The sequence below is a fragment of the Oceanobacillus senegalensis genome (genome assembly GCF_900176885.1).
In the GTDB taxonomy this organism is placed as follows: Bacteria; Bacillota; Bacilli; order Bacillales; family Amphibacillaceae; genus Oceanobacillus; species Oceanobacillus senegalensis.
In genome coordinates this window covers 773,872-789,941 of sequence record NZ_LT839648.1, presented here as the reverse complement: position 1 = coordinate 789,941, position 16,070 = coordinate 773,872, and the positions used below count along the sequence as shown (strand labels likewise).

At 36.2% G+C, this 16,070-nt stretch carries 11 protein-coding genes and 2 riboswitches; of the genes, 4 read left to right on the top strand and 7 right to left on the bottom strand.

What is annotated here, in order from left to right; translation table 11 throughout:
• Nucleotides 1–10: 10 nt before the first annotated feature.
• A complete protein-coding gene (locus CAO17_RS03640; protein ID WP_245831754.1) occupies nucleotides 11–982 on the top strand; it encodes a M23 family metallopeptidase in 972 nt (323 codons plus the stop codon).
• A gap of 186 nt (nucleotides 983–1,168) precedes the next feature.
• Here CAO17_RS03640 and CAO17_RS20675 read toward each other — a convergent pair whose 3' ends face one another.
• The 7 genes from CAO17_RS20675 to CAO17_RS03610 form a co-directional block, all read right to left on the bottom strand.
• Nucleotides 1,169–1,276: a methionine/alanine import family NSS transporter small subunit gene (locus CAO17_RS20675; protein ID WP_143833714.1), complete on the bottom strand. Its 108-nt coding sequence runs from the start codon at nucleotides 1,274–1,276 to the stop codon at nucleotides 1,169–1,171.
• The gene (locus CAO17_RS03635) at nucleotides 1,276–2,811 is read right to left on the bottom strand and encodes a sodium-dependent transporter (RefSeq protein ID WP_085991464.1); all 1,536 of its coding nucleotides are present in this window, start codon (nucleotides 2,809–2,811) and stop codon (nucleotides 1,276–1,278) included. Before CAO17_RS03635 ends, CAO17_RS20675 begins: the two co-directional genes overlap by 1 nt.
• A gap of 277 nt (nucleotides 2,812–3,088) precedes the next feature.
• The gene (locus tag CAO17_RS03630; RefSeq protein ID WP_085991463.1) at nucleotides 3,089–4,648 is read right to left on the bottom strand and encodes a Na+/H+ antiporter NhaC family protein; all 1,560 of its coding nucleotides are present in this window, start codon (nucleotides 4,646–4,648) and stop codon (nucleotides 3,089–3,091) included.
• A gap of 209 nt (nucleotides 4,649–4,857) precedes the next feature.
• A riboswitch (Lysine riboswitch) is annotated at nucleotides 4,858–5,033 on the bottom strand.
• A gap of 40 nt (nucleotides 5,034–5,073) precedes the next feature.
• Nucleotides 5,074–5,901 carry a sporulation protein YunB gene (gene yunB / locus CAO17_RS03625; RefSeq protein ID WP_085991462.1) on the bottom strand — a complete coding sequence of 276 codons (828 nt, stop codon included), beginning with the start codon at nucleotides 5,899–5,901 and terminating at the stop codon, nucleotides 5,074–5,076.
• A gap of 146 nt (nucleotides 5,902–6,047) precedes the next feature.
• The gene (locus tag CAO17_RS03620) at nucleotides 6,048–6,359 is read right to left on the bottom strand and encodes a YunC family protein (protein WP_085991461.1); all 312 of its coding nucleotides are present in this window, start codon (nucleotides 6,357–6,359) and stop codon (nucleotides 6,048–6,050) included.
• Between the two features lie 213 nt (nucleotides 6,360–6,572).
• Entirely contained in the window at nucleotides 6,573–7,967 is a 1,395-nt protein-coding gene (locus CAO17_RS03615) for a bifunctional metallophosphatase/5'-nucleotidase (protein WP_085991460.1), read from the bottom strand.
• A 15-nt stretch (nucleotides 7,968–7,982) separates the two neighbouring features.
• A complete protein-coding gene (locus CAO17_RS03610) occupies nucleotides 7,983–8,801 on the bottom strand; it encodes a sulfite exporter TauE/SafE family protein (RefSeq protein WP_085991459.1) in 819 nt (272 codons plus the stop codon).
• 407 nt (nucleotides 8,802–9,208) lie between these two features.
• Nucleotides 9,209–9,312: riboswitch (SAM riboswitch) on the top strand.
• A 118-nt stretch (nucleotides 9,313–9,430) separates the two neighbouring features.
• Between CAO17_RS03610 and CAO17_RS03605 the strand changes: the two genes are divergently transcribed.
• From CAO17_RS03605 to CAO17_RS03595, 3 genes are all read left to right on the top strand, one after another.
• Nucleotides 9,431–11,287: a bifunctional homocysteine S-methyltransferase/methylenetetrahydrofolate reductase gene (locus tag CAO17_RS03605; RefSeq protein WP_085991458.1), complete on the top strand. Its 1,857-nt coding sequence runs from the start codon at nucleotides 9,431–9,433 to the stop codon at nucleotides 11,285–11,287.
• Nucleotides 11,288–11,306: 19 nt separating this feature from the next.
• Nucleotides 11,307–13,595: a 5-methyltetrahydropteroyltriglutamate--homocysteine S-methyltransferase gene (gene metE, locus CAO17_RS03600; protein WP_085991457.1), complete on the top strand. Its 2,289-nt coding sequence runs from the start codon at nucleotides 11,307–11,309 to the stop codon at nucleotides 13,593–13,595.
• Nucleotides 13,596–14,219: 624 nt separating this feature from the next.
• Nucleotides 14,220–15,752: a flotillin family protein gene (locus CAO17_RS03595; protein WP_085991456.1), complete on the top strand. Its 1,533-nt coding sequence runs from the start codon at nucleotides 14,220–14,222 to the stop codon at nucleotides 15,750–15,752.
• The last annotated feature ends 318 nt before the right edge of the window (nucleotides 15,753–16,070 follow it).

Below are 16,070 nucleotides of genomic sequence, written 5' to 3'. Positions count from 1 at the left end.
GGTGAATCCATTGAATAAAAAGCTGATCATCCCTATCATTTCCATCATCTTTATACTTTCTATAGGTATTACGCATGCAGATGAGAAAAAAGAAGATGAAGAAACGATTTATGAGAAAAGAATGAGTCTTTTTAAAAAAACAGAAGCATTAACTCAAATTCCTTGGTATTACTTTGCTGCTATTGACAACTTTGAACGCAATACACAAAGTAGTGATGATCCTGAGAAAGTGATTTCCATTGAAATTCCTTCCGAGATGTGGTTTGGAATAGGGAACATTCATAAAAACCAGAGTATTGGTATCATTGAAATGTTTGACGGAAAAGGAAAAGATGGAAACGGGGATGGAATAGCTAATCCAGAAAATGCAGAAGACATTCTATATACGATGGGGAATATACTATTAGAATATGGACAAAGCGAAGATGACATTAAAATAGCGCTTTGGAATTATTATAAAAGAGATCTTACCGTTCAGACCATCGAAAATACGTCAAAAGTATTTCGTAAGTTTAAACATATTCATTTAACCGATCGTGCATTCCCAGTTGATATTGGTTATAATTACACCTACCATAATACTTGGGGAGATCGCAGAGGTTTTGGTGGGTTACGAATTCATGAAGGAACAGACATTTTTGCAGACTACGGTACACCAGTTAAGTCTACTACTTACGGTGTTGTTGAAATGATGGGTTGGAATTTATACGGTGGATGGCGAGTGGGAATTAGGGATATATTCAACATATATCACTACTATGCACATATGAGTGGTTATCAGGAAGATTTAAAAATCGGTCAAGTTGTTAAGCCTGGTGATGTACTTGGAAGTGTAGGTTCAACGGGATATGGACCGCCTGGAACTTCTGGTAAATTCCCACCACATCTGCATTACGGAATGTATAAGGATAATGGAAAAAATGAATTCTCTTTTGATCCTTATTCATACCTTAAAAAATGGGAAAGAATAGAAAAAGAATAAATTAAACATAGCGAAAGCCTCCATTTGACGAAATAAGGGATGCTTTCGCTATTCTTTATACTAGCACCATTAAGTTAACCTTTGATTCGTTTACCAAGTTTTTTTTAACAATATCTCCAACTGAAGGCAAATATGTCAGGAATTAAGAATCCTGGCTATACTTCACAATGAAAAGCTTTTTTTAATTTACTTAACTTCTTTTGCTTTTTTCACTGCATGAACAATACTTGCTCCAAGTCCCCCCCAAATAATTACCATACCAAGGATCATGACAAAAATAGCTCCACCAGTCATTATTTTGCCTCCTTCGCCTTCTCATACTCTAATTTAGAATGGTCTGTTTTCCATTTCGTAAACATTAGTAAAATACCTACTATTAGTACTGATGCTGCTACTCCCCAACCAGCTATAGTAATAAATAGGTCTGGATAACCTTCATAGTTACCTGATTCTGTTGGGAACTGTTTCATTAGGTTTAATCGGAATAAATCAAACATCATATAACCTAATACAATTGGAGTGATACCGCCTAAACTAATTTTCCACCATGTACCTAGTTGAATGTCTGAAATCTCATTCGCATGATCTTGCAACACTTTCATCTTTCGTAGAATCCAAGCAACCATAATTACCTCAACCAACCCAACGAATGCAACCCCAAATTGGTTAATAAAATAGTCAATGGTATCTAAGAAGTAGAGACCGCCCTGTGTTGCATAAAGTAGTGATACAATAGCAGATAATCCACCGCCCAATAATACAGCTTTCGTTCTTGAGATGTTAAATTTATCAATAATACTGGAAATATATGCTTCACAAATGGAGATTAATGAACTTAAACCTGCCAGTACTAATGATGCGAAGAATAAGAATCCAAATAAACCATTGAGCGCTGGTAGTTCATTGATAATTTGTGGGAATACGACGAAAGCTAGACCTACGCCACCTGCAACCACTTCATCAATTCCGACACCGGCTTGGCTTGCCATAAAACCTAATATTCCAAACACACCAATACCTGCCAGTAGTTCAAAACTGGAATTACTAAATCCGACGATAAATGCATTATTAGTAATATCAGACTTTTTTGGTAAATAACTCGAGTAAGCAATCATAATGGCAAATGCAATGGACAAACTAAAGAATATTTGGCCATATGCAGCAACCCATACATCCGAATTCATAATAGAATTAAAATCGGGCTGGAAGAAGGCATTCAATCCGCTAATAGCACCAGGTAATGTAACCGCCCTAATAACGATAATAAGGAATAATACCACTAGTAGCGGGATAAAAATTCGGTTAGCAATTTCAATCCCTTTTTTAACCCCTTTAAATAAAATACCTAGTACGATTGCCCATACTAAAATTAAAGGAATAAGTACACTAGGAACAAAGCTACCAGTCTGACCAGGATTTACCGTTAGTTGTAAATATTCATTAAATAAAAATCCTTCTGTGTCTGCTCCCCATCCTAAATTAAAAGAAAAAACAGAATAAGACATTGCCCAAGCAAGAATAACGGAATAATACGTACCAATCACGAAAGCTACTAGCGCTCCCCACCAACCAAGCCACTCAGCTTTCTTATTCATTCTGCTAAATGATAATGGTGCAGAACCACGATACTTCTGGCCAATGGTAAATTCCATGATTAATAAAGGAATACCTGCTGTAAGTAACGCAAACAGATAAGGGATGAAAAACGCTCCTCCACCATTCTCATATGCAACAGATGGAAAGCGCCAAATATTACCAAGACCGATTGCTGAACCTGCTGCAGCTAAAATGAAACCTGCTCTTGTTCCCCATTGAGACCTTGTTTCCATGATTATCCTCCCTTTCAACCCCGCTATTGTAATACATTATATTTCTAATAATAGAGAAATATCCCCCTTTTCTGATATTAATTTGTATTATACCGGTACTTTTATACCATGTCAAATAAATAATTTAAATTTTTAGATATTTTAAAAGGCTAATAAACAGCGGATTTTAGTATATAACTACCTCCTCCTTTATTTAAATATAATGTTTGCATTCTGTTGAAGTAAAATCGCTAGAAAAAAGCTATTCTCTTATCGGAATAAGAGAATAGCTTTTATTTTAAATCTTTGATTTACTATGATTGGTAAAATAATTAATAATTAAAGAAATAATGATTACTAAAATAATAGAAAGCGCAAATGAAAGGAGAACTTGATTTGTAAATCCAACCAACAGATATCCTAACATTGCTACTGTAGCTGCAATAGTTGCATAGGGTAACTGTGTAATTACATGGTCCATAAGATTCGCTCCAGCACCAGTTGATGAAAGAATAGTAGTATCTGAAATTGGCGTACAATGATCACCAAATACAGAACCAGCAAGCACTGCTGCTAAAGATGGAAGCAACATATCGATATCGGTTACAGCAGCTACCTCCGCTGCAATTGGTAACATGATACCGAATGTTCCCCAAGAAGTACCTGTAGCTAATGCCATAAATCCTGCAATAATAAAGAATAAGATGGGCAACATTGCAGATCCTACATGCATCTCGTTAAACAATTGTGCAAGGTATTCTCCCGTTTCCAATGTACCGATAATGGAACCAATCATCCAAGCTAAAATTAAAATATAAATAGCAGGAAGCATTGTTTTCGATCCCTCTAGTAAAATCTTAAATAAATTCGATTTTGGCGCACTCTGACCAATATGGAAAATAAACGACATAGCTACTGCTGCAACGCCACCGATAAATAAGGATAGATTAACGTTTGTGTTAGCAAAAATTGAAAGTAGCGTTACATCGTATTCACTACCATTTGCCCCAGTTACTACCATTGAAATAACAGTACCAATTACTAACACAAGAATAGGTATTAGCAAATGGTACACCTTTCCTTTAGGATGTCCTTCAAACTCATCACTTAGATCTCCTGGTACTTTATTTTGGTTTGGATCCAATAATTCACCAGTTTCGATTGCACGGTCTTCATGTTTTCTCATTGGGCCAATATCTATTTTCAAGTAAGCAACTAAAAAAACCAAAACAACAGCAGATATCGCGTAAAAGTTTAATGGGATCATTTGAATAAATGCTTCTAATGGTTGAAGATCATTAATTCCATTTGCTGCAAACATTCCACCTAAAATACCAATAATATAAGCGCCCCAGCTTGATATCGGACTAATTACTGTAATTGGTGCAGATGTAGAGTCAACAATATAAGCTAATTTTGCTCGAGAGATTTGATGACGATCTGTCAAAGGTCTAGCAATTTGGCCAACAGCTAAACTATTAAAATAGTCATCAATAAAAATAAGAATACCTAACACACCAGTCATTAGCTGTGCACCTTTTCTAGTTTTAACACGCTGCTTCATCCATTCACCAAATGTCCTACTACCACCTGATGCTTGTAAGAATGCCGTCATTATTCCAAGTAAAATAAGAAATCCTAATAATAATAAGTTACCGGTATTTAATCCTCCATCGGAAATAAATATTTCATAAAATACAGTCCATATCTCCTGTATAGAACCAATAATATTAAAATCATGTATAAATAATGCCCCAATTATAATCCCTGCGCCTAAGGACAACAGTACTTTCCTAGTTAGTAACACAAGCACTAACATCAGGATTGCAGGGATGAGGGAATAAAATGTTCCTTCCATTATTGCTACCTCCAATAAAATGTGATTACGAATGTGTGAGGAGATTAGATGATTACAGCAAGAAATGTTGGTGTACGAGCATACGCAATTGCTTGTCCATTCTAGAATGATTGAAACCTAATATGACTCATTCTTTTTTTAAGACACAAAAAAACAAAGACAGAAAATAACCTATCTTTGTTTTCATACAAAATACGTTATCCTCCATTTCGATCAGTAGTTCTCCATGCACACCATTTGCATGACAGTATACCCCTTATTCAAAAGTACACCAGCAATAATAAGTTTGACCCTTATTACGCTTCGGCAAACAATCCTTTCATCAACAATCCACGTTGTCATCCTCCTGTTGACTACTTTTATTATTTGCACCTCTACCTCACCGATCCTGAGGTCTATTCTATTGACAAAACTACTATACTAAATTATTCACCGTCTTGCAAGTCATCTTCTTCCGTTTCGCCCTCCGCAGACGTATCTTTCTCAATATCTTCTTTTGGTACGGCAATGGATGGTCCATCACTTCCACCACCATAAAATTCAGGTACATCACCCATAATTGCTCCACCATCAATATAAATTTCTGTTGATACAGTTGTCTGCTCTGTGATATAAGGAATAATTATTTGTACATCAGCTTCCACATTAATGTAAAGGGATACCCAGGAACCATTTATTCCTAAAGGTTCTGTTTCTCTGACAATATTTGTCCTTACTGCACCTACAAGCTCTAAATCAATCGGAATCTTAGGACCAAGATTTGCTAATACTGCATTTCCAGTAATTTCTCCTAAAGGTACCTCAATTAATGTCGGGTCTTGGGCAGCACGGTCCTCAGCACCATCACTATAATCATATGGTTCTTGCAAAGAATAATCATAAGATATTGGGTCCCCCCGGTTCATGTGGAGAAAAAATTCCTCCACCCGGTCTGTAGCAACCCTGTTAATTTCACTAATAACATTCTGATTCCAATTATATATAGCAGGATGTCCTTCTTCGTCATAGGTTACAGTTAAAACATCACTAAAATCATATCCTTCAGCAAATCTTACAGCCATATTAATTCCACGCGTAGCAAACTCTTCTGTTTTTATTTCTGATATTTCAATGATGGCGGGTGTGAGCCCCTTACTAATAATTTGCATACTAAGAAAAATACAAAAAATAAATACAATAACTGTAATAATAAAGATACTTTTCCTTGAGGGTGGTGCAAATCTTTTTCTTCCAAATTTTCTACGCCGTCTCATCAAAACCCTCCCTAAAAACAACTTATGCTTGTTTTAGAGAGGTTAGACATACAAACTGCAACTCCAATTATTTTCGCATACATACGGTACTTTCTTACCTATTAAATAGCAAAAGTCCTTCTTTAGAGGACTTTTGCTTATTGGGTTTATGTTAATTTTAGTAATGCATCTTTACCAGTCATTCCAACTTCCCAACCATACATTTCTTTAGATGCATCTGTTACTTTCGCAAGTGGTGCATGTAATAGTTGGTCAATGGTACGAACACCTTCTGCACGCCCCGCAATTACATTTCTTTTTTTCAGCTTAGGATTATCATCAAAGAAATCCACGTCTAAAGCCGCACACATAATATAACCAATCTCGTTTGAGATAACCAATAATGTAGTCTTAGGGAGTTCAACCGTCGTTGCAGTAAAATGCTTGCCTTCAACTTCTAAAGGATTTACTGAAACCATAGATTATTTGCCTCCTTCGTAAAGTACATTATATCTGTATGCATGAAGGTGGGATAATGTCACATAAATTATAGAAACCCTTTATTTATTAAATTATTTTCGGCAGCCGCCCCCTAAAAGCGTAGTGTATTTCCGGAGCGATAATAACACACGAATTACTGCATAGCGAAGACAAATCTTTTAACATAAACAAAAAGAAAAACTCCTGATTGTTCAATAGTTTTTCTGTAATGTTTCTTTTAACAAATCTCGGAGAAACTCAGGTAAGAAATAATGCTTAGTTTCCGATCTGGCAACCTCTGGTAATAACCGACCAAAAGTAAAAGTGTCTGCTGTCGCTATTTTATATTGTCTATTTTTCTCTAGCTCATTTCCATCAGGAAGGAATACATCCTTCACATACTCTTCCCCATTTTTATGAAAGGACGTCTCCACGTCAATACCCGAAAAAACCATTCTACCTAATATTTTTCCACGAAATCCAAAACCTTTCAATTGAAATTCCATAAAATCTTTAGTTAAAGATGCTCTTATGACTTCAAGTAACTCACTACCTGATAATTCTACAGTTACTGGGTTAATCGGATGTGGACATATACGGTGAACATCTTGATAAGTAATAGTGCCGGCAGGAAGATTTTCCAACAATAATCCTGAGTTTAACATAGCAATTTCCGAATCGGTGTGCCTTTTTAACGTATGCGTTAAATCCTTCATTATTTTTGTATCTTTGAACCAATCTACCTCTACCGGATGATTTTTGTGTATAATTGTGTAACCTAACCTTTCATCGGATTCCTTCTCCAATTGTTGTAAGGTTTGTACTGTTTCCGCATCTTTTGAGTAATTCGTAATATCAGTGGCATATGCTTCTTTGTTTACAAGAGTCTTTCTATTTTTATCCCAAGTGAGAATGACCTCACCAACAAATGAACAATGTTTTCCTGCAGCTGTAATTATAGTATTATTGACAACTTTACCAGTACGGAGTAGATGATGCGTATGTCCCCCTATAATGACATCAATTTCATCATATTTTCTCGCAATTTCCTCATCTTCACTTAGTCCCAAGTGCGATAAAAGGACAATAATATCCGAATCCTGTTTTAAATGTTTTATATATTTATCAAGAGTCTCAAATACAGAAGAAACATGCCAATCCAATAAATGGTAATAATCATTAAATGGTGCTGTCAAACCTATTACACCAATCTTTATGCCATTAACAGTTGTCTTTTTGATGATGCGATTTAACCAAGGTGGATTCTCATCATCTGTGCTGTGTAAGTTAGTGCAAACAATATCAAATTGAGCATCGTTATATAAATGAAACAGCTCATCATGTGATAAGGTAATTCCTTCATTATTACCAAATGTAGCAATGTCATAATTTAAATCATTCATTAATTGAATATTTGCCTTGCCTTTAAAAGCTTCTGAAATTGGATGTACTCTATCCATATGATCCCCAATGTCCACCAACCAATAGGATTCGTTACGTACTTTTCGGGCCTCTGTTTTATCCTTCATAAACTGTGCGACCCTTGGCCATTGTTCAAAATTGCTATGTAAATCATTTGTATAATATAAATAAAGTTTTTCCTCCATTATTATTCATTCCCCTTATGTAAGTCCTTGAAAAATCATTCGTATCCCAACAAGTATCAATACGATTCGTAATACCCATTCAAGCCAGCTCCCAGGCAACATCTGATTTACCTTTGCGCCTAATTTTCCACCAATCCATGCACCAGGTATGAAAACGAAGACATATTCCCATGCGATATGACCTAATGCAATATGAGTGATAGAACCTGAAATACTCACAAAGAAAATCATAAACATAGAAGTTGCTGTTGCAATATGTGTCGGGATTCCAAATAAAAGAATCATGGCTGGAACCATGACAGACCCTCCACCAATACCGAATAATCCAGACAGCATTCCAACGACTAGCGCAAGTAGAAATGCAGGAACGTTAGAAACACGATACCTATATTCTTCACCAAGTAATGTGAAGGTCCGAACACCATTGACATTAGGATCAACTTCTTTCCTTAATGAATCTTTTTTTATCAATAGTAGCAGAGAAACAAAAATCATTAATATTCCAAAACATAGTAAAAAGGCATCTACCTTAATATACGCATTGAACCATGAACCAATGATTCCCCCTGGAATACTTCCTAATAAAAATAGAAAACCTGTATGATAATCAACCCTTTTTGCTTTTAAATAGGAGATTGTAGACGATAACGCAGTAAAAATCATCGTAATCAATGAAATTCCTACAATCGTTTGAGGTGTTGCCCATGCAAAAGAATCCGAAATAGATTGCATAATAAATAAACTTGGAACAAGTATAACTCCCCCACCTAATCCAGCAATTGAACCAACAAATGCTGTAGCAAAACCAATTAATAAACAAATGATAAATACCATGGTTATGCCTCCGAAAAATTTTGTCTTATATCTAGATGTACTATAAAAAACCTATACTAATAGTAGCATTAATTGGTATGATTTCCTATAATGATTATCATCAATCGTTTGAATAAGATTATTGTTGTGAATAAGTATACACTATTTTGATAAGCTCTAATTTAATTAGAGCGAAGCAAAAATTGTTGAAAAAAGTAATTCCATACAGCTTCTCCCCAATTGGGATTATTCCATATAAATTAAGTCTTAAGTCTTTCAAAATAATAATTTTTCCCTTGAAGCATAATCGTTATAAAAAAATAGTTCAAAATAACCAAATTATAATTTTTGAATAAATACAATTGACAAAATCATCTTAAGTATGTAAATTATGATATAATATAATAAACTTTATATTTTATAATTGATTCTTATCAAGAGAAGTGGAGGGACTGGCCCGACGAAGCTTCGGCAACAGGCTCATGTTGAGTACTGTGCTAATTCCAGCAAGCACATGCTTGAGAGATAAGAGGAGAACTTAATTTGATTTATTCAAGCCTCTTCTTATTTGGAAGAGGCTATTCTTTTTGGATTAGATTTCCTCTCTCAAACAATCAAGCTTGAATATAAGGATGAAAGGGTGAGCATTCATGAACCTGTTAGAAGCATTAGAAGAAAGAATTCTAATTGCTGATGGTGCGATGGGAACGCTTCTGTATTCCTATGGGGTAGATCGCTCTTTTGAAGAACTCAATCTAACCCATGAAGACCAAATTATTGATATCCATCGAAGGTACATTGAAGCAGGGGCAGATGTGATTCAAACTAATACTTATGGTGCGAACTATCTGAAGCTTTCTCGATATGGGCTTCAAGATCAGGTGAAGAAAATCAATGCAGCTGCGGTTAGAAATGCAAAACTAGCAGCTACTAAGGACACATTTGTACTCGGAACCATTGGTGGTATTGCAGGTACGCAGGTACAAAATAACGACAAAGAAGAAATTAAACGGAGTTTCCGGGAGCAACTGTACTGCCTGTTAATGGAAGGAGTGGATGGTTTATTACTTGAAACCTACTATGATTTAGAGGAATTGACAAGTGTATTACAGATTGCTAAAGAGGAAACGGATAAGCCAATTATTACCAATGTCTCCATGCATGAACCAGGTACTTTAGAAAACGGCACTTCTCTACAAGAAGCGCTAAACCATTTAGAAGATTTTGGAGCTAATATCGTTGGAGTAAACTGTAGGTTAGGTCCTTTTCATATGCTACAAGCATTGAAGACTGTTGGAATTCCAAATAAAACACATCTTGCTGCCTATCCAAATGCAAGTTTACCTGCTTACAGGGAAGGGAAGTTAATCTATGAAAACAAACCAGAATACTTTCGTTCTTGTGCAATCGATTTTCATAAAGAAGGGGTGCGTTTATTTGGTGGCTGCTGTGGAACAACCCCAGAGCATATTCAAGCCATTTCGAAAAGTATAAAGGGCCTTGCTCCAATAACAAAGAAGAAGACGCCAAAATCAAAGTCAAAAGTCAGGATAAGAGAGAACAACAACCAAGGTCCTGATGCACTACTGGACGCTGTCGAAAATCAGCATACCGTCATCGTAGAATTAGACACGCCTAAGCATTTGAATACAGAAGCATATTTGAAGGGAGCGAAAGTGTTAAAAGAGGCGGGAGTTGACGCGATTACAATGGCAGATAACTCACTTGCAACCCCTAGAATTAGCAATATCGCAATGGCCTCCATTATAAAAGAAAAACTAAACATCCCAACGATTGTTCATTTAAACTGTCGAGATCGTAACCTCATTGGACTACAGTCCCATATTATGGGACTCCACACCTTAGGACTTCATCACATTTTAGCTATCACAGGTGATCCAACCAAACTAGGTGATTTCCCTGGAGCAACCTCGGTTTTCGATGTTCGCTCATTTGACTTAATTAAACTGGTAAAGCAATTAAATAAAGGTCTATCTTATTCAGGAAAGTCGTTTGAAGAATTTACTTTTTTTAAGGTAGGCGCTGCTTTTAACCCCAATATAAACCGCTTAGATAAAGCAGTCGAACGAATGAAGAAAAAAATAGAATGTGGTGCAGATTATTTTCTCACACAGCCAATCTACAGCAAAGAAAAGATTATCCAACTAAGCGAATCAACCAAACATATTGAGAAGCCTATTTTCGTTGGTATCATGCCACTAACGTCAAGCAGAAATGCAGAATTTCTCCATAATGAAGTACCAGGCTTTAAGTTAACGAATGAAGTGCGTGATCGAATGAGGATGGTGGCGGAAGATAAGCAGAAATCCATCACACAAGGTCTTGAAATAACCAAGGAACTACTTGATACTGCAATGAAGTATTTTAATGGAATCTATTTAGTCACCCCATTTAACCGTTATGACATGACTGCTGAATTGGTGAAGTATATTCATGAAAAATCACCGAATGTGGTACAGTCCAAGCATCGTTCCATAATTCATTAATTTAAAGGAGGAAAATAAAATGAAAAAATTAATTAGCTCAAATCTAGGCTATCCACGAATTGGAGAAAAAAGAGAATGGAAGAAGGCATTAGAAAACCATTGGAAAGGCATCATTACTGAAGAGGAATTAATCCAACAAACAACAGAAATCCGTCTGGAAGGTCTGCAAAAGCAAAAGGATGCTGGCATTGACTTGATTCCAGTTGGCGATTTCACATTATATGATCATGTGTTGGATACATCCTTTATGTTTGGAATGGTTCCTGAGCGTTTTAAACGGGAAGGATATACAGATTCACTTGACACGTATTTTGCTATAGCACGAGGTTCTAAGCATGCAGTAGCTTCTGAAATGACGAAATGGTTTAACACGAATTACCACTATATTGTTCCTGAGTTTGACCAGGTCAATCCTACTTTAGTAGAAAATCGTCCGCTTCGTTTTTATCAAGAAGCAAAAGAAAAACTAGATATTGACGGCAAGCCTGTTATTCTAGGACCGCTTACATACTTAAAGATAGGAAAGGGCCCAACCAATGAAGGAATTTCGAAGTTATTAGAAGCCTTTGTCCCACTTTATAAACAAATTTTAAAGGAGCTTCAGGATGCGGGTGTTAAATGGGTGCAAATAGATGAGCCAATTTTTGTGACAAAGCTTTCAACAGAAGAACTTTTTTTAGCTAAAGTTGTTTATGAAGAACTAAATCAGGCCGCTCCTGAGCTAAATATATTATTACAAACGTATTTTGATCATCCAGCTAATTATAAAGAAATTACTAGCCTTTCAGTTCAGGCTATTGGCTTAGACTTTGTACACGGAAATTCCTTGAAGCAAATAAAAGAATTCGGTTTTCCAAAAAATAAAATTCTAGCAGCAGGTATTATTAATGGTCGGAATGTATGGCAAGCGAATCTGGAAGAAAAAATAGCTTTGCTAAATGTTATTAGAAACGATGTGGAAGTGGATCAATTCATTATCCAGCCTTCTTGTTCCCTGTTACATGTTCCTATAACGAAAAGATTAGAGCAAAAAATGGATGCTGCTTTAAAAGATGGCTTATCTTTTGCAGATGAAAAGCTAAAAGAAATAGTAATTCTAACGAAGGGATTTAATGAAGGGATAGAGAGTGTCTCCCAGGAGATTAAAGAAAACAAAGAAGCGTTGGCGCGTTTTACAAGTGTAGTAAACCGTGATGAAAAAGCATTAGAAGCATACAACAATAACATAGAACAAGGATATCCAGGGCGAAAACTTTCATTTTCTGAAAGAATTAAAAAGCAACAAGAGGTTTTGAAGCTTCCACTTCTTCCTACAACTACCATTGGAAGTTTGCCACAAACAGCAGAAACGAGACAAATCAGAACAAAATGGAGAAAAGGAGAAGTTTCGAACGAACAATACGAGAAATTTATCAATGAAAGTATTGAAAAATGGATCCAAATCCAAGAAGATCTTGAATTAGATGTGCTTGTTCACGGGGAATTCGAGCGTACGGACATGGTAGAATACTTTGGTGAAAAATTAAATGGATTTACTACATCGAAGTATGGGTGGGTACAATCTTATGGTTCACGATGTGTAAAGCCTCCGCTCATCTATAAGGACGTGAACTTTGACAAACCGATGACTGTAAAAGAAACGGTCTATGCCCAAACATTAACAGAGAAGCCTGTGAAAGGAATGCTGACTGGGCCTGTTACAATTATAAATTGGTCGTTTGTTAATGAAGACGTATCACGTACTTATGTACAGAATCAAATTGCCATTGCACTACAAGAAGAAGTGAAACAATTAGAGAAAAATAAAATTAAGATCATCCAAGTCGATGAGCCAGCTCTGCGTGAAGGATTGCCACTTAATGAGGAGAAAAAGAAGGAATATCTTGAAGCAGCTGTTTATGCCTTCCGTTTGGCGACAGCTTCTGTTAAAGATAGTACCCAAATTCATACCCACATGTGCTATTCCGACTTTGAAGAGATTTTCGATGCCATCGATGAACTTGATGCTGATGTAATCTCTATCGAAACATCCAGAAGTCATGGTGAATTAATTTCTTACTTTAATAATAAAAAATATACGAAAGAAATCGGATTAGGGGTTTACGATATTCATAGTCCACGTATCCCTTCAGTAAAGGAAATGAAGGAAAATATTACAAAGGCATTACAAACCATTTCACCTCGACAATTCTGGATTAATCCGGATTGTGGATTGAAAACAAGAAACAAAGAAGAAACCATTAGAGCATTACAAAACATGGTAAATGCAACAAATGAAATCCGTAAAGAACAGCACGCACTAAAATAACATGAAGAGGCTGGGACAAAACCTAGGTATTTTACTCAAAAGACGAACGATACACTACTTAGCGAAGGAAATATACTTAAACTCTTGCGGGATGATAGGCCTAGCTGAGCCACCGTAGTGCATTGGCACGAATGTGGCTCATCAGCCGCCCGTGGAAAGCATAGTATATTTCAAGAGCGGTTTTTACGCACCAATCATGTTCGGATTTTGTTTGACTAATACTTTTGAACCTAGCCTCTTTCTAATTCTATATTTGTATGAAATCCATGAGATTGTTAAGGAGACATAGGTACAGCATTAATGGATCAACTTTCACTGTATTATTCAAGATGGAACCTACTTTACCTCTATTTACTTTTTTAAATTCAAACAATAAACCTTTTTCAATATTGGCTATAATTCCTTGCAAACTTTCATATATGATTGATTTTTAATCCCAACCACAGACTTTTCAAGGTACAATTAAAAATATTTAAATAAACTATTGAAAAATAAAGCCTATCCCATCCTTGAAATACAATTTGCGAATTGTATAATGGGTACTGTGTACATAGAATATATTAAATATTTCTATCCTTTTATTGTTTTCCGATAATTAGGATGAGCATAGGAGAGGAGAATTGCATGGAAATGGCTATCGTTTTATCCATTATCTTAGCAGTAATTATTCTAGCTGTTATCGGCGGGATTGTCTGGTTTATCTACATGAAATTCAGATATAAAACGGTCCCTTCGAATACTGCGTTAATTATCACTGGTCCGAAGTTAGGAGATTCAGAAAAGGAAACAAATATCTTTCAGGACGATCAAGGGAGATACATGAAAGTTATTCGTGGTGGCGGACATCGACTAAGAATGTTCCAAACACATACCCCTGTTTCTTTGACCGCATTTCAGTTAAAAATAGCGACACCAACGGTTTACACACTTCAGGGTGTTCCAATCGTCGGGGAAGCAGTTGCCATGATTAAAGTCGCTGATTCACTGGAGGGAATTGCGAAGTATGCTGAACAATTTTTAGGAAGAAACCAGAAAGAGATTGAAGATGATATTTCTGAGGTTCTAGGCTCAAATCTACGCGCCATTCTTTCCAAAATGACTGTCGAACAAATCAATAATGACCGAGAAGGCTTTAATGATCAAGTACGGAAAATTGCACAAAAACAACTAGATGACATGGGATTCAAAATTACCAGTTTAGGCCTTACTGATTTGAAAGATGTGGAAGGTAGCGACTATTTAATCAACCTAGGTCGTCCCCGTACAGCTGAAGTCCGAAAAGCTGCTGAGATTGCAGAAGCAACCAATGAAAGAGAAACGAAAGTACATGTTGCACAAATGAATGAAGAAGTAAAACGGGAAGAATATGATAGAGAAATTGCGATAGCGGAATCGCGTAAAGAAAAGGAAATCCAAGAAGCACAAAACAAGGCAGAAACAGAACGAGAAAAAGCCAAAACAGAAGCCGCCTATGCTTTAGAAAAAGCCGAAAGAGAAATCGAAGTGGAAAAAGAACGGTTAAAAATAGTCAGTCAGAAAAAAGAAGAAGAGTTACGCTTACAATTGTTAGAACGAGAACGACAGGTAAAATTGGAAGAAGAAGAAGTAAAAGTGAAAAAAGCAAAAGCAGAAGCAGATTATTATGAAAGAGTTAAAGCAGCTGAGGCTGAAGCAGAAGCACGTGAAAAAGCCGGTAAAGCCGAAGCTGAGGTTATTCGCACGAAAAGTCTTGCCGAAATAGAAGCCATTGAAAAACGTGCCGAAGCACTAAATCAAAACAAAGAAGTGATGATGACCGAAATGCTCATTAAGATGCTACCTGAATTCGCTAAAGCTGTTTCCGAACCACTAAGCAATGTAGACTCTATCCGAATTCTCGATGGTGGTAATGGAAAAGGTGTAAACAATCTATCCAACAGTGTTACAGGTACAATGGCCAGTCTTCAGGAAAGCCTATCTCAAATGACTGGTATTGATCTTAATGAATTGCTCGAAAACATTTCCGGTAAAGGGAACCTAAAACAAGAATTAGGTCAGATTGCGAGTACACTAGAGGAGCAAAGATCATTGGATACAAAAAAAGATGAAAATAGTTCATTGGAAGACACAGAATCAGATAATAAACGTTCAACAACAGATGAAACTGAGGGATATTAACCAAAAGGAATAAAGTGAAAGTTCAATCAGTGGGGTTGCCTTTCCCCCACTGATTGAAAGTTGAACGAATCAGAATGTTACAAGCTATTGCTCCTCCCTCAAAAAGCCCATTTACGATATGACCCACCACAAGAACCCTCTTTAGACAAGAAACACTCAAAAGGGACATATGGTACAATTTTTTTAAAACAGCTAAACTTTATCTGATATATCATAGCTAGATTCTACTTCTAGCCATTCCTCTCTCTTATAACTCATTTTGGAATAAACTAAAATACGTGGAAACAGGGACAGAAGTTGATTTACAGCATAAATAGT

Coding starts and splice junctions, on each gene's coding strand:
- CAO17_RS03610 (WP_085991459.1), bottom strand. CDS start 8,801: ATGGTATTTATCATTTGTTTATTAATTGGTTTTGCTACAGCATTTGTT.
- CAO17_RS03605 (WP_085991458.1), top strand. CDS start 9,431: ATGAACCTGTTAGAAGCATTAGAAGAAAGAATTCTAATTGCTGATGGT.
- CAO17_RS03620 (WP_085991461.1), bottom strand. CDS start 6,359: ATGGTTTCAGTAAATCCTTTAGAAGTTGAAGGCAAGCATTTTACTGCA.
- yunB (WP_085991462.1), bottom strand. CDS start 5,901: ATGAGACGGCGTAGAAAATTTGGAAGAAAAAGATTTGCACCACCCTCA.
- CAO17_RS03595 (WP_085991456.1), top strand. CDS start 14,220: ATGGAAATGGCTATCGTTTTATCCATTATCTTAGCAGTAATTATTCTA.
- CAO17_RS20675 (WP_143833714.1), bottom strand. CDS start 1,276: ATGACTGGTGGAGCTATTTTTGTCATGATCCTTGGTATGGTAATTATT.
- CAO17_RS03615 (WP_085991460.1), bottom strand. CDS start 7,967: ATGGAGGAAAAACTTTATTTATATTATACAAATGATTTACATAGCAAT.
- CAO17_RS03635 (WP_085991464.1), bottom strand. CDS start 2,811: ATGGAAACAAGGTCTCAATGGGGAACAAGAGCAGGTTTCATTTTAGCT.
- metE (WP_085991457.1), top strand. CDS start 11,307: ATGAAAAAATTAATTAGCTCAAATCTAGGCTATCCACGAATTGGAGAA.
- CAO17_RS03630 (WP_085991463.1), bottom strand. CDS start 4,648: ATGGAAGGAACATTTTATTCCCTCATCCCTGCAATCCTGATGTTAGTG.